The organism is Rhizobium sp. FKY42 (assembly GCF_005222835.1).
In the GTDB taxonomy this organism is placed as follows: domain Bacteria; phylum Pseudomonadota; class Alphaproteobacteria; order Rhizobiales; family Rhizobiaceae; genus Neorhizobium.
In genome coordinates this window covers 124,460-138,241 of the sequence record NZ_STGA01000073.1, presented here as the reverse complement: position 1 = coordinate 138,241, position 13,782 = coordinate 124,460, and the positions used below count along the sequence as shown (strand labels likewise).

14 protein-coding genes, 1 tRNA gene and 1 pseudogene are annotated in these 13,782 nt (G+C 55.8%); 12 read left to right on the top strand and 4 right to left on the bottom strand.

Annotated elements, in window-relative coordinates; translation table 11 throughout:
* The first annotated feature begins 18 nt into the window (after positions 1–18).
* Complete coding sequence (locus E8M78_RS22335; protein WP_246658453.1) at positions 19–414, top strand: helix-turn-helix domain-containing protein; 396 nt, start codon at positions 19–21, stop codon at positions 412–414.
* Here E8M78_RS22335 and E8M78_RS22330 read toward each other — a convergent pair whose 3' ends face one another.
* Positions 415–783 (bottom strand): DUF4087 domain-containing protein, encoded by a 369-nt coding sequence (locus tag E8M78_RS22330; protein ID WP_137137129.1) that lies wholly within the window; start codon positions 781–783, stop codon positions 415–417. It lies immediately after the preceding gene.
* Positions 784–1,026: 243 nt separating this feature from the next.
* On the opposite strand from E8M78_RS22330, the gene E8M78_RS22325 reads away from it, so the two are divergent.
* Positions 1,027–1,665, top strand: coding sequence for a TetR/AcrR family transcriptional regulator C-terminal domain-containing protein (locus E8M78_RS22325; protein ID WP_137137247.1), 639 nt, complete (start codon positions 1,027–1,029; stop codon positions 1,663–1,665).
* 17 nt (positions 1,666–1,682) lie between these two features.
* A pseudogene (gene ilvC / locus E8M78_RS22320) lies at positions 1,683–2,726 on the top strand (ketol-acid reductoisomerase); the annotation flags it as partial.
* A 466-nt stretch (positions 2,727–3,192) separates the two neighbouring features.
* Here the strand turns inward: ilvC and E8M78_RS22315 are convergent.
* The gene (locus E8M78_RS22315) at positions 3,193–4,422 is read right to left on the bottom strand and encodes a GGDEF domain-containing protein (protein ID WP_137137127.1); all 1,230 of its coding nucleotides are present in this window, start codon (positions 4,420–4,422) and stop codon (positions 3,193–3,195) included.
* 283 nt (positions 4,423–4,705) lie between these two features.
* Between E8M78_RS22315 and E8M78_RS22310 the strand changes: the two genes are divergently transcribed.
* The 7 genes from E8M78_RS22310 (at position 4,706) to E8M78_RS22280 (ending at position 10,490) form a co-directional block, all read left to right on the top strand.
* Positions 4,706–5,932 (top strand): PLP-dependent aminotransferase family protein, encoded by a 1,227-nt coding sequence (locus E8M78_RS22310; protein WP_137137126.1) that lies wholly within the window; start codon positions 4,706–4,708, stop codon positions 5,930–5,932.
* 75 nt (positions 5,933–6,007) lie between these two features.
* Positions 6,008–6,751: a hypothetical protein gene (locus E8M78_RS22305; protein WP_137137125.1), complete on the top strand. Its 744-nt coding sequence runs from the start codon at positions 6,008–6,010 to the stop codon at positions 6,749–6,751.
* Positions 6,752–6,847: 96 nt separating this feature from the next.
* Positions 6,848–7,765 carry a PhzF family phenazine biosynthesis protein gene (locus E8M78_RS22300; RefSeq protein WP_137137124.1) on the top strand — a complete coding sequence of 306 codons (918 nt, stop codon included), beginning with the start codon at positions 6,848–6,850 and terminating at the stop codon, positions 7,763–7,765.
* A gap of 373 nt (positions 7,766–8,138) precedes the next feature.
* Positions 8,139–8,357, top strand: coding sequence for a hypothetical protein (locus E8M78_RS23675; RefSeq protein ID WP_137137123.1), 219 nt, complete (start codon positions 8,139–8,141; stop codon positions 8,355–8,357).
* A 193-nt stretch (positions 8,358–8,550) separates the two neighbouring features.
* Positions 8,551–8,916, top strand: coding sequence for a nuclear transport factor 2 family protein (locus E8M78_RS22290; RefSeq protein ID WP_137137122.1), 366 nt, complete (start codon positions 8,551–8,553; stop codon positions 8,914–8,916).
* 118 nt (positions 8,917–9,034) lie between these two features.
* Complete coding sequence (locus tag E8M78_RS22285; protein ID WP_137137121.1) at positions 9,035–9,979, top strand: nitronate monooxygenase family protein; 945 nt, start codon at positions 9,035–9,037, stop codon at positions 9,977–9,979.
* A 283-nt stretch (positions 9,980–10,262) separates the two neighbouring features.
* Positions 10,263–10,490, top strand: coding sequence for a hypothetical protein (locus tag E8M78_RS22280; protein ID WP_137137120.1), 228 nt, complete (start codon positions 10,263–10,265; stop codon positions 10,488–10,490).
* A 142-nt stretch (positions 10,491–10,632) separates the two neighbouring features.
* Here the strand turns inward: E8M78_RS22280 and E8M78_RS22275 are convergent, their stop codons facing one another.
* The gene (locus tag E8M78_RS22275; protein WP_082547149.1) at positions 10,633–10,776 is read right to left on the bottom strand and encodes a DUF1127 domain-containing protein; all 144 of its coding nucleotides are present in this window, start codon (positions 10,774–10,776) and stop codon (positions 10,633–10,635) included.
* 271 nt (positions 10,777–11,047) lie between these two features.
* Entirely contained in the window at positions 11,048–11,194 is a 147-nt protein-coding gene (locus E8M78_RS22270; RefSeq protein WP_082547150.1) for a DUF1127 domain-containing protein, read from the bottom strand.
* 606 nt (positions 11,195–11,800) lie between these two features.
* Here E8M78_RS22270 and E8M78_RS22265 point away from each other — a divergent pair.
* Positions 11,801–11,885 (top strand) — tRNA-Leu (locus E8M78_RS22265).
* 159 nt (positions 11,886–12,044) lie between these two features.
* Positions 12,045–13,532: a trigger factor gene (gene tig, locus E8M78_RS22260; protein ID WP_137137246.1), complete on the top strand. Its 1,488-nt coding sequence runs from the start codon at positions 12,045–12,047 to the stop codon at positions 13,530–13,532.
* The last annotated feature ends 250 nt before the right edge of the window (positions 13,533–13,782 follow it).

Genomic DNA, 13,782 nt, shown 5'->3' with positions numbered 1-13,782 from the left:
ACGGTGGATCAGCGGGTCATCGGCTTCGGCTACAGCCTTACAACAGGCGAGAGCATTGAATGGGACGCAAACAACTGTCCCATCCGCGATGTCATGAACCAGATCAGCGGCAAGTGGTCCACGCTTATTCTCCATGCGCTTTCGGAGCGACCCTATCGCTTCGGGGCGCTTCGTCGTCTGGTGCCGGATATCTCTCAACGCATGCTCACTCAGACGCTGCGCGATCTTCAGCGGGACGGCTACATTGACAGGACGGTCTTCCCCACGAAGCCGCCGAGCGTAGAGTATAGCATGACCCCGCTTGGCTACTCCCTTTTCAACGCGCTTTCACAGGTGTTGATGTGGGCAGAGCGCAACCACGGCGAAGTGCGCGATGCGCGCGCCCGTTTCGATGCTACAGAAGGCGGTGTCTGATTACTCGACGTTTGGTTTCGGCAGGGACTTGTCGCCTTTGCACTTCGCCAATGCAAGCTGCTTGACCGAGTGAATCTGCGTGATGCGCTTTTCGGACCGGTCAACATCTACCGACATGCAGGTGCAGGCGTAACCATAATAGCCGTTGGTGCGCACGAACTGACCAGCGGAGAAATCGGGCATCTTTTCAGCGCCTTTCGCCTCCACATCCGAGCCCTGCGTCATGATGGTCCAGGAGCCTTCCTTGTCGTCGAGCCAGTAATTGCCAGGCGTTGGGTTGACGATCCAGCCGCAGCGGTTTTCCGCCGCCTGGGATGCTGTAGCCACCAAAAACGTAATTGCGAGCGCAATTGAAGCGCGTATTTTCATGATGATCTCCTCGTGGATTCGTCCTTCACAATACAACAAGGCCGGTATCCGCAGCATATGTATTCCGCCACATAACTGCCTATTGATATTGCCACGCAATGCATCCGCCACTGCTGATCAAACAAAAAACTCGGCTTCGATAAGGAGCCCTCTTGACCGCAAAGGGGATCCACATTAAACGACGGAACCGTACCGTACGGTACTACGAGGAGTGAGCTAGCCGTGACCGCTGAACTGTCTGACATGCCGGAGTTTTCGCCGCGCCAGAACGCCGTTCTGGAACAGGCGCTCAAACTTTTGGTCGATGGCGGTGAGAAAGCGCTGACGACATCGGGCCTTGCCCGTGCCGCTAACTGCTCGAAGGAAAGCCTCTACAAATGGTTCGGTGATCGAGACGGTCTTCTGGCGGCGATGATCGCCTATCAGGCAAGCAAAGTTCGCACATTCGAACGCAGTGGCGGTCGCCTGACTGCCGATCTGCTCCGCGAACATCTGGAGACGTTTGGCAGGGATCTGCTGGAGGTTCTTTCCGGCGAGGTTTCGCTTGCGCTCAATCGACTTGCTATCGGACAGGCCAGCCGCGAGGGTTCGAAACTGGGCCGCCTCCTGATCGAGCATGGCCGTCGACAGATCGACCGCCGTGCCATCGGCCTCATGGAAGCAGGCCGTCGTGCCGGTCTGTTGCGCTTTCCGGACGCAGATAGTGCCTACCACACACTCTATGGCCTCATCGTTTCGGATCTGCATGTGCGCATGCTGCTGGGCGAAAATGGTCTGAAAGACAATGCGCGCCAGGCAGAGAGGGCTGTTCATGCCTTCCTGTCATTACATGGCGCGTCACAGAATACCGAGGGCGCCGGTCGCGCGCATTCGGACGCTTAAACAATAGTCAGAACACAAACCGCACAGGGAAGGACCAAAAGATGCGCGTTTATTACGATCGGGATGCTGATCTTAACCTCATCAAGTCGAAGAATGTTGTTATCGTCGGCTACGGTTCGCAGGGTCGCGCACACGCGCTGAACCTCAAGGATTCCGGCGCCAAGAACGTCGTCATCGCCCTGAAGGCAGGTTCGCCGACCATCAAGAAGGCAGAAGCCGACGGTTTCAAGGTCATGACCGTTGCAGAAGCTGCCGCTTGGGCCGACCTTCTGATGATGGCGACGCCGGACGAACTGCAGGCCGACATCTACAAGGCTGACATTGCTGGCAACATTCGTGACGGTGCTGCAATCGCTTTTGCGCACGGCCTGAACGTTCACTTCGGTCTCATCGAGCCGAAGAGCTCGGTTGACGTCGTCATGATCGCTCCAAAGGGCCCGGGCCATACGGTTCGTGGCGAATACCAGAAGGGCGGCGGCGTGCCGTGCCTGGTTGCCGTTCACCAGAACGCTTCCGGCAATGCGCTTGAACTCGCTCTCTCCTACGCTTGCGGCGTTGGCGGCGGTCGTTCGGGCATCATCGAGACCAACTTCAAGGAAGAGTGCGAAACCGACCTCTTCGGCGAACAGGTCGTTCTGTGCGGCGGTCTCGTCGAATTGATCCGCGCTGGTTTCGAAACGCTGGTTGAAGCCGGTTATGCACCGGAAATGGCCTATTTCGAGTGCCTGCACGAAGTGAAGCTGATCGTGGACCTGATCTACGAAGGCGGCATTGCCAACATGAACTACTCCATCTCCAACACGGCGGAGTGGGGCGAGTACGTCACAGGCCCGCGCATCATCACGGCTGAAACCAAGGCTGAAATGAAGCGCGTTCTGCACGACATCCAGACCGGCAAGTTCACCTCCGACTGGATGCAGGAATACCGTTCGGGTGCTGCTCGCTTCAAGGGCATCCGCCGCATGAACGACAGCCACCAGATTGAAGAAGTCGGCACCAAGCTGCGCGCCATGATGCCATGGATCGGCAAGAACAAGCTGGTCGACAAGTCTGTCAACTAACTGAAAATTGCCTATCCCCGGCATCCTTTGTTTGCACGCCTTGCGGCGGTGCGGGGATCGGCAAGAACAAGCTGGTCGACAAGTCTGTCAACTAACTGAAAATTGCCTATCCCCGGCATCCTTTGTTTGCACGCCTTGCGGCGGTGCGGGGATCGGCAAGAACAAGCTGGTCGACAAGGCCGTCAACTAAGAGTGAATTGCCTATCCCCGGCATCCTTTGTTTGCGCGCCTTGCGGCGGTGCGGGGATCGGCAAGAACAAGCTGATCGACAAGTCTGTCAACTAAACTTCTGTCATGCTCGGGCTTGTCTCGAGCGTCTGCAGCCGACTGTTTTCAGACGTCAGTAGATCTTCGGCACGAGGCCGAGAATGACGTTGCGGTTAGAAGGCAGGATTGTAAGCAGTCTGAACCGGGCGGTTTATTCGCCCGGTTTTTTGCTGCCAGACGCAGGATCGCGGGACAGATTTCAGGTCGTTCTCAGATATTGCAAAGCGTCATGTATTTCTGTTTCCGAGGCGGTTTCGACCACCTCCACGCGATTGCGTCCGCGCTGTTTTGCGCGGTAAAGAGCCAGGTCTGCACGCGCGAGAAGGGCTGAAGGGGTCGAGGCGGTTAAATTGTCTGCGGTCGCGACGCCAAGGCTGATTGTGACATGGGTTTCTTCTGCGCGCACTGGGATCGGTATGCGTGAGACTTTCTCGCGCAACACGTCGGCAATTCGGCGGGCCTCGTCCGCTCCCGTCATTGGCAAGATAAGTGCAAATTCTTCACCGCCATAGCGGGCCGCCATTTGCCAGGTGCTTGTCAGCACGGATCGTGCGCAGCGACTAATCAGCTCCAGACATTGATCGCCTGCCTGGTGGCCGTGCGTATCGTTGAACGATTTGAAGCGATCGACATCGAAAAAAATCAGCGAGACAGGTTCTGAAGTGCCAGCATCGGGCGAGCAATGAAGTTCCAGATGCAGGTCAAAGGCGCGACGGTTCGCCAAACCCGTCAGCCCGTCTGTCAGCGCTGCTTTCCGCAGTGCTTCATTCGCTTCGGACAGGTCGTCATTGGCCTTTGCCAGCCGCGCCAGGAGATGATCTTTGTCTTTCTGTGCCTGCCATTCGCGGAACCGCATTGCTATCAGATGGCGCATATGACCGGCCTGAAATGCAATGAAAAGAACCGCTGCTGGTGCAACGATCCAGTCTCCATTCCAAACGGACGTGGACACCACCATCATCATCAGCAGGAGCGTCTGCAGGATGAGCGGTAAAGGCGCCATGAATGCACGCGCGGTCGCCGACTGTATAATCACGCATGCGACCGTCAATGTCAGATATTTGACCTCATCCGGTGCTGAGACGATGAGCAGGGAGAGCGAGGTGCCCCAGGCAAAGCCGGAGATCAGAGCGGATGCAAAGAAAAGCCGCGTCCAGTAACGCTCCCTGTCAGCATAGCCGGAACGGATATAGTGCCTGTGAATTGCGATCCGGTAGCTCATATGCACGATCATGATCGCTACCGCTTCCGTCGCGAAACGGTCTCCACCCAGCCACGCCGAATAGACGGGGCAGATGATGATCGCCAGTCCCGCAATGAGATGGGGCCAAGGCAGGAACAAATCATCCAACATATGCCGGATAAGCTGCTGGGCTCCCGGTCCGCTATAAAGTGTGATCTGGAAAAGGTTCGGCCAGATTGGTTTCATGTGCACCGCATATGATTGATTGCTTATGATTCTTATGCGTCTTCTCTCAAGAAAGGATTAGCGCCTGTCGCCGACGAGGATCTTCACACCACCCAAGATTATCTGCTAGGGAACACGGTGAATGCGGAGGTCAGGAGCTCGTCCAATGAGGAGAAAAGGACGAGTAAACAATACCTTATGCAGGATGTTCAAGGGTTGACGAATATTCGATAGGTCAGTGTTGCTGACCTATCGAATATGTTGTACAAAATTCGACAACGAAACGAAATAAGAGGAAACATCGGTGCTCGATTGGGATCATATTTTTGCGACACGCTCTACACGTATGCGCGCTTCCGAAATCCGTGAACTGCTCAAGCTGCTCGAGCGACCGGACATTATCTCGTTCGCCGGGGGCATTCCCGATCCCGCGCTCTTTCCCGATGCAGCCTTTAAGGATGCTTATGCTGAAATCTTTTCCAGCGCGCAGGTGAATGCTGCGCTTCAGTATTCCGTCAGCGAAGGCTATAAGCCGCTGCGGGAATGGCTTGTTGGCCAGATGAAAAAGATCGGCATCGAATGCACGGTCGATAACGTTTTCATTACCTCCGGTTCGCAGCAGGCGCTCGACTATCTCGGCAAGCTCTTTCTGTCACCAAAGGATACGGCTCTCGTCACCTGGCCGACCTATCTGGGCGCGTTGCAGGCATTCAACGCCTATGAGCCGTATTACGATCAGTTGAACCCGAATGGCAACCGTACGCCCGATACCTATCGGGAACAGGCTGCCAAAAATGGGGGCGCGGTCAAGTTCGCCTATCTCTCGGCTGATTTTGCAAATCCCACTGGCGAAACCGTAGACCGCCAGGGACGTGAAAAGGTTCTCGATCTGGCGGAAGAACTGGATATTGCCGTGATCGAGGACGGTGCCTACCAGTCGCTGCGCTATAATGGTGAGCCGGTTTCTCCGCTGCTTGCCATCGAGATCGCGCGCAAGGGAAGTATCGAAAACACGCGGACGATCTATTCCGGCAGCTTCTCCAAGACCTTGGCTCCAGGACTTCGCGTCGGTTTCGTCGTGGCGAACATGAGCGTTATTCGCAAGCTCGTCCTGATGAAGCAGGCCGCCGATCTCCATTCGTCGACCATCAACCAGATTGCGATTGCGACTGTTGCGGAACGCATCTTTGACGATCAGGTCGCGAAAATCGGTGCTGCCTATAGTGCACGTCGCGATGCCATGCTGGCCGCGCTGGAGAAGTATATGCCAGCGGGCACAAGCTGGACCAAGCCTGAGGGTGGAATGTTCATCTGGGTAACCCTTCCGAAGAGCCTCGATGGTGCTCAACTGCTGGCACGGTCGATCGAAACCGAAAAGGTGGCGTTCGTTCCGGGACAGGCATTCTTCGCGGATCGTTCCGGCGAAAATACGCTTCGCCTGTCCTTCTCATGCGCCAATGAGCAGATGATCGAAGAAGGTATCCAGCGTCTGGGTCGCCTGATCCGGAATGCGGAAGTCAAGGCCGCTTGAACGTTTCGTGATTATCGGTTTTCACGGCCTCGCGAGCGATTGCGGGGCCGCTTTTTATGCTGCTATCTGTTGCGGATGACTGATTTAACTCCGAGCTTGACTGATCTCTCTTCGCCGCCTCTTCAGGCCTTCTCGATTTCAGCAGTTGATGTCATCGTTGAGGATGGCCCGCATTCTCTTTGGCAGGCACACCGTGCCGAGATAGAGGCGCAGTGGGCGGTTGAAAGCCGCGCCAACCACCACCTGTTCGATGGTCCCATCCTGCTGCAGGAGAGCATCATCCAGCATGGTGACCGGCTTCTGGCGACAGCCAGGATGACGCGCTTTTCGACGCTGCTCTGGTGGCGTCGGCAGCAAGACCGCGCAAGGATCCGGTTGCTGTTCGGCGCGGCAATTCCAGTATCCACAGATGGCTCCGCGATCGTCATCCGCATGGCGCCCCACACAGCGAATGCCGGGCGCATCTGTTTTGCCGCCGGGTCGCTTGATCCCTCGGATGTAGTCGAGGGGTATTGCAATGTCATTGGCAGCATGAACCGCGAGCTCAAGGAAGAAACGGGCCTTGATGTATCGAACGCGACGGATCTAGGCCAATTGTCTGCGGCGTATTCGAACGGGCGTTGCATTGTCTTCCGGGCGGTTTACTTGCCGTGGAGCGATGCTGAGATCCTGGATCGTGTGACAGTCCATATGAATGGCGAAACCTTGTCTGAGATTGATGCGGTCTATGCCGTCAAACCGGATTCCTGGTCTTCGCTCGCCAATTCCATGGACGATCTTACGCGTGTCGCGGTTAAATCTGTTTTCTCTGGAAGATAACGTTCACGGGTTGAACACGGCAGAGGTTTCGGACAGTTTGTCGACCAACTTGCAGCGAGCAGCCCGTTTGGTTTGCGGATGTCAGGAGGCTTCATCTTGGTTTTGCGTTACGTAGTGTACGATGTCTTCACCGACCAGCGTCTGGCTGGAAATCCTCTGGCGGTCGTTTTCGGGGGCGATGATTGGTCGACCGAAAAGATGCAGGCGGTTGCGGGAGAAATGAACCTGTCGGAGACAGTTTTCGTCCACAAGGCCGAGAATCCCGCCCATGCTGCAAAGCTGAGAATCTTCACGCCAGGGCGTGAGTTGCCTTTCGCTGGACATCCAACAGTGGGCACTGCGATTGCGCTGACAGAGCTGAACCGCTCTGATTCTGCGCCCACGCTCGATACCGTGTTCATGCTGGAAGAGGCAGTCGGGCCGGTTCGTTGTGCCGTCAGCCTTTCCGAAGGCCAGGCGGGATTTGCGGAGTTCGACCTGCCGAGAAAGCCCGCGCCGATCGATCTTAATCTTGATCGCCAGGGGCTGGCGGACGCAATTGGACTGAAGCTTTCCGACCTTGGCTTTGAGAATCATGTTCCGTCGATCTGGAGCGCGGGCGTTCCGTTCCTCATGCTGCCCGTCCATAATCTCGCTGCGGTTCAGTCGCTGGAATTCGATGCGGGTCTCTGGGAACGCGCCGCACCTTTTGTGGAAGGGCGCTTAACCTCTGCCTATGTTTATTGCCGGGCCGGCGTGCACCATGCTGCCAAATTCCACGCACGTATGTTTTCCCCAGACATGGGCATTCCCGAAGATCCTGCCACTGGCGGCGCTGTCGCTGCCATGGCCGGCGCGATCCACCATTTTGATGCATTGCCTGATGGAAACCACCCGATCCTGATTGAGCAGGGCGTCGAGATGGGCCGTCCATCCTATATCCATCTGCATATCGATATCAAAGACGCCGGTATTTTCCGTGCAAGAATAGGCGGACAGGCGGTCAAGATTGCTGCGGGTGAACTTTACCTGTAGCGCGATGGCAAGGATGCGTTGCCAAATCCGATAAGGCCAAACTTTTTCGGAACCTAATCTCGTGACGACCGTTATGGCGAACCGAGCGGGAGAAGGTTAATGAAGAGTACAGCCACAGGTCCAATGCGCAGCGCGTTCGCCCGCTCTTGTGCTGTTTTCAGCCACGCAGACCTGTCGGAGTACGTGCAAGGGCGATCTCGTCAATGATTTCGATCATTTAGCCGGTTTTGCGTCACGAGTCGCCGTGCCCGCATTTTGCTGCGGGTTTGTTCGCTGAAAGCGATCCATATCAAAGATTACTGAACAGGAATGTTGTAGGCGTGCCCATGCGTGCCGCCACAGTGGTCTTATCACATGCAGTGCAGGAGAAGTTATGATCAGGAGTGAAACGAGGCGGAATCAGGAGCCTTTGAACTCGGAGGATCTGGCCAAGTGCCAGCAAGTTTTCGAGCGCTTGAAAGCCGAGATCTGCCCTCTCGATGATCAGGAGGAGACAAATCGTCTCGCAGCAATAACCATCGAGCTTTATCGGCAGGGTGTTCGCACTGAAGACCAGCTTCGTGAAATGGTGGCTGCCGCGCGCGGCCACTAAGGAGCCCGTGTCAAATATTGGCTCGCTGCACCAGCAGCGAGCTATTTCTTTTTTGCCTGGAAAATTTGCCGTTCCGTCCATCCTTGGCCGCTCTGCATGGCAATAGTCTGGACCTCACCCCAATCCCAAACTATTCCTGACCTGGAATTTGAAACGAATATGAGCCTTCGTTTCATAAGATTGAGGAGCAGGCATGCAATCTATTCCGGGTGCAGAAGAGGTTATTTCGTCGCAACTCAATGCCTATAACCGCAAAGACATAGACGAGTTCATGCGATGGTGGGCAGACGACTGCCACTATCTTGCGTTTCCCAATGACACTCTATGTGTGGGGATAGCAGATATCCGCAATCGGCATATCGAGCGTTTCCTGGAGCCGGACCTGCACGGTGAACTCCTGTCGCGTATGGTGATGGGAAATACTGTCGTCGATCATGAATTGGTGACCCGCAATTTCCCCGAGGGCAAAGGGCAGGTCGAGGTCATTTGCATCTACGAAGTTCATGACGGCAAGATTGCCAAAGCCTGGTTCAAGATGGGTGAGCGTCGACTGTTCTGATCAGACCTTGCCGTTCGCGACACGCCCGCGACGATATGCAGTGTCGCATCCCTATTGCCGTTTACGTAAACTGCGGTTTATAACATGCGCATTGAAAAAATCGATCTTGGGAGGACCGATGCCAATTCCTGCGCAACTTCGCGACCTGCGTCTGCCCGCCGTCGCCGCACCCATGTTTCTGGCTTCGGGTCCTGATCTCGTTGTCGAAACCTGCAAGGCAGGACTGCTGGGAACGTTTCCCGCGCTGAACCAGCGCACCACCGAAGGATTCGTCGCCTGGCTCGACGAGATCCGGAGCAGACTGGCAGATGCGCCGCATGCCGCTCCATTTGGTGTCAACCTCATTGTGCATCGCTCAAATCCCAGGATCGAGGCTGATCTGCGTGCCGTGGTGGAACACAAGGTTCCCGTCGTCATCACCTCGCTTGGCGCGGTGCCGGATGTCGTTAACGCCGTCCACTCCTATGGCGGGCTTGTTTTTCATGACGTGATCAATCGCAGGCATGCGGAAAAGGCGGCGGAAGCCGGTGTCGATGGCATCATCGCCGTCTGTGCAGGGGCGGGCGGACATGCCGGCACGATGAGCCCATTTGCGTTGATTCCCGAGATTCGCTCGTTCTTTTCCGGAACCATTCTGCTTTCCGGTGCCATGAGTACTGGTGCGCAAATAGCTGCTGCTCGCCTTATGGGCGCGGATCTCGCTTATCTCGGAACACGCTTCCTGGTGACCAGAGAATCAATGGTCAGCGACGACCAGAAGGTCATGACCCAGAACGCCGCGGCTGGCGATATCATCTACACGGATGCGATTTCCGGCGTGAATGCCAATTTCCTTCGCCAGAGCATTGTTGCTGCCGGTCTCGATCCAAACAATCTCGTGTCGCATGGTCCCATGGACATGGCGAACGAAGCAAAAGCGTGGAAGAATGTCTGGTCTGCAGGGCAGGGCGTTGCATCGATCGACGATATTCCGTCCGTGGCAGAACTGTGCAGCCGTCTGATTTCCGAATACGAGGCATCAATGGCCAGCGCTTGTGATGATCCGTTTTTGCGGCGGCGATAGACGAATGTACTACAGCATGTCGCGTTCAATCGTCCTCGATTGAACGATAACGTACATGCGGCAAGAAAAGATCGAAAGCGCGGCTCTACTGAATCCAATAAAGTGCGCCGCGCTTTAAGGGCGGATAGTCCCGAGCCAAGGCGCAGGTCGCAAAGCACGCAAAGGTGAACGATACTGCCGTTGTTTTGCCGTCGTGACCGAACCAGATCAGATGCAGGCATATGCATTTGCGCTGCCTGCCGGGGGCCTGCGGGTGCCCCGACTTCGAAAGGAGTAACGGATCATGAAAAAGATAATCGCCGCCAGCTTCGCATTCATACTAGGCGTCAGCACGCTGGCCTTCGCCGCAGATCTCAGCCATGCGAGCGAAGGACGCCTCAGCATCAATATGGTCGGCACGACGGTCTCCCAGACCGTACGCGAAGGTGCAGAGCGGTATGCCGAAACATTTGTTGTTCAGCCGGATCATACCCTGAAACTGGTCGATCGAACGGAAATTGCCGCTCAATAATGTCCGAAGGCGGTGAGGGCTCCTCATCGCCTCTCAAGCCCATTATTCAGGCAGCAAAAAGCCCCCACAGCGTACGCCAGGGGGCCATGCATCATCAGCAATATCAAGCTCCATCGGCATCATGCCGAAGGGCGCATTCCGATCAACGGAAAGAGCGCGAAGCGACGTTGCGGATATCGTAGCGTGTCAGGCCAATGTCTGAGAGAGCCTGAGAAGAAAGGCCGCTCAGTTCGTTCATTGTGCGGCGGTAGCTGATCCAGCTCTTTGCGAGGCGAATCGGGTTCATTGTCGTGATCCTTAGCGTTGGTTTGGCCAGGCGCTGTTCGCCTTGGCTATGGATCCCTTATACATTCTCTCATTCGTACATTGCAGTGCAAAAAGCAGGCGACTGCTATGCATTTGTGCATTGCGATGCTGAATTTTGCATCTACGCTGTTTTAATGGGCGGTGAAATAACGCTCGGCACTGCGATCCGCCCATAAAAAAAGCCCCCCTTCCGGGAGGCTATTTGTAGCGTGGCGATTGCCGAAACGCTGTGGCTGGATCGGCCAGAAGTCTCAGATACCGACAGCGTTACGAGCAACTCGACGGATGTCCGAGCGGCCAATGCCGAGATCTGTCAGTTCGCGGTCCGACATGCGGCCGAGTTCCGTTACTGTCTGACGATACTTGCGCCAGTTGTTCAGCGAACGTGCGATGTTCATGGTCTTATCCTTCGTGCTTGGGGGAGGCGCATCACCGCGTCTCAATCGATTAAGTGCAGTATATGTTGCAGTGCAAATAAGAACAGCGCTCGCTGCGTATGTCACCCATGCGCAAAGCGCATACCTTTGCCAGACTTGTTAAGATTTATGGCGAAAAGGTGGGCAAGTTGCCTGAGCGGATACAATTTGAATGGTCTTAAACGCATAACGCCCGCCGGGGGAGGAGGACCGGCGGGCGTCATTGGGGTTGGCCGGCGAATGGGAGGAGGGAGATCGCCAGGCCATTTCGACGATCGCATGGGAGGAGGAGAAGCGATCAGTCGAAGCACTTGGGCTCGAGGCCCGTTATTGGACAATCCTATACGCCGAAGCTGATCCATTGTGCAGTGCGATATGCGTATAGAAGGCATGCCTTAGATGCATGACAAGGTAATTTCAGGAAGATGAGTTTTTTGGGATGTTGCGCCGGGGAGCCCTTAAAATCTGGGGGTTTGGCGTGATCGCCGTTATGGATGTCATTTTTCCTTTGCGTGGCAGAAAAACGGTTGTTATAGAGACGCGCGCTCCGGAAGGCCTCTGCGAGGATTTTCGACGCGGTTTTGGGGCGCGGGTATGGTGAAATTGGTAGACACGCCAGATTTAGGTTCTGGTGCCGCAAGGCGTGGGAGTTCAAGTCTCTCTACCCGCACCAAAAAGATCGCGCAGTCTGTCGCCGAAAGCCTGTTGGTTTATCGGCGCATGAGACCCCAGCGCAACGAGATTGCATAAAAGCCACGACCGGCGAGACCGGCGTCGTGCTCATGAAACCACGGCAGTGTGAGCACCGCCGCATGAATATGAAGGTATGACAATGCAGGTTATCGAAACGCTCGCTGAAGGGCTGAAGCGCGAAATCAAGGTCGTGATCCCGGCCAAGGACATGGAACAGCAGATGAACGAGCGCCTGGCTGACGCCAAGGACAAGGTTCGTATCAACGGCTTCCGTCCGGGCAAGGTGCCGGTTGCTCACCTGAAGAAGATGTACGGCAAGTCGATCATGGCCGAGCTGGTCAACGAGATCGTTCGTGACCGCCCTAGCGCGATTCTTTCCGAGCGCGGCGAAAAGTCTGCGACCCAGCCTAGCATCAAGATGACCGAGGACGAGGCGGAAGCCGAAAAGATCCTCTCCGCTCAGGCAGACCTGGAATTCACGCTCTCCTACGAAGTCATTCCGCCGATCGAACTTCAGCCGACCAAGGGCATCAAGGTCACGCGCGAAGTGGTCGAAGTTTCGGAAGACGAAGTCAACGAACAGATCGAGAAGATTGCCGAAAGCGCTCGCTCCTTCGAAAAGAAGGACGGTGCTGCTGAAAACGGCGATCGCGTTACCATGAATTACCTCGGCAAGGTCGACGGCGTCGCATTCGACGGCGGCGCTGCCGAAGACGCAGATCTGGTCCTCGGTTCGAACCGCTTCATCCCGGGCTTCGAAGACCAGCTCGTTGGTGTCAAGGCTGGCGACGAAAAGACCATCACAGTCACTTTCCCGTCGGAATATCCGGCTGCTAACCTTGCTGGCAAGGAAGCAACCTTCGACATCACCGTGAAGGAAGTTGCTGCTCCGTCCGCTATCGAACTCAACGATGAACTGGCTTCCAAGCTGGGCGTTGAATCCCTCGAAAAGCTCAAGGAAATTGTTCGTGGCCAGATCGAAGGCCAGTACGGCAACGTGACGCGCCAGAAGGTCAAGCGTCAGATCCTCGACCAGCTGGACGAACAGTACAAGTTCGAAACGCCTTCTTCGCTCGTTGATGCCGAGTTTGAAAACATCTGGCGTCAGATCAACACGGATCTGGCTCAGTCGGGCAAGACCTTTGCCGACGAAGACACGACGGAAGAAGAAGCGCGCGAGGAGTATCGCAAGCTTGCCGAGCGTCGCGTCCGTCTGGGTCTTGTTCTCTCCGAACTGGGCGAAAAGGCTGGCGTTGAAGTGACTGAAGAGGAAATGCAGCGCGCGCTTTACGCACAGCTTCAGCAGTTCCCGGGTCAGCAGCGCGAGATCCTTGATTACTTCCGTAACACGCCGGGTGCAGCCGCTTCGCTGCGCGCTCCGATCTTCGAAGAAAAGGTCATCGACCAGCTCCTGAGCGAGATCGACGTAACCGACAAGACCGTTTCCAAGGAAGAGCTTCTGGCTGACGACGAAGAAGGCGCTTCCAAGGCCGACAAGAAGAAGGCTGCTCCGAAGAAGAAGGCTGCCAAGGCTGAGGCTTCTGAAGGCGCTGAGGGCGAAGAAGCTCCGGCTCCGAAGAAGAAGGCTGCTGCCAAGAAGAAGACTGCTGAAGGCGACGCTGAGTAATCCGCGCCTCAAGAGCTTTGAACTTGAACAGTCCCCGGTGGCAACGCCGGGGATTTTCTTTTTGGCTTTAAGTTCATGATAGATGTGCAGTGCTTCACGCAGGAGCCTGGAGCTTGATCTGCCCTCAACCGAGAAGGCATTCGGTAATCTCATTGCGGACGCAAGCGGGCAGCTCTGCCCATTCAAGAGATGTGCACGCTGATCTCATCTGAACGAATTAGAAGAAAGTCGGACCGTAAACGGGGCTCAC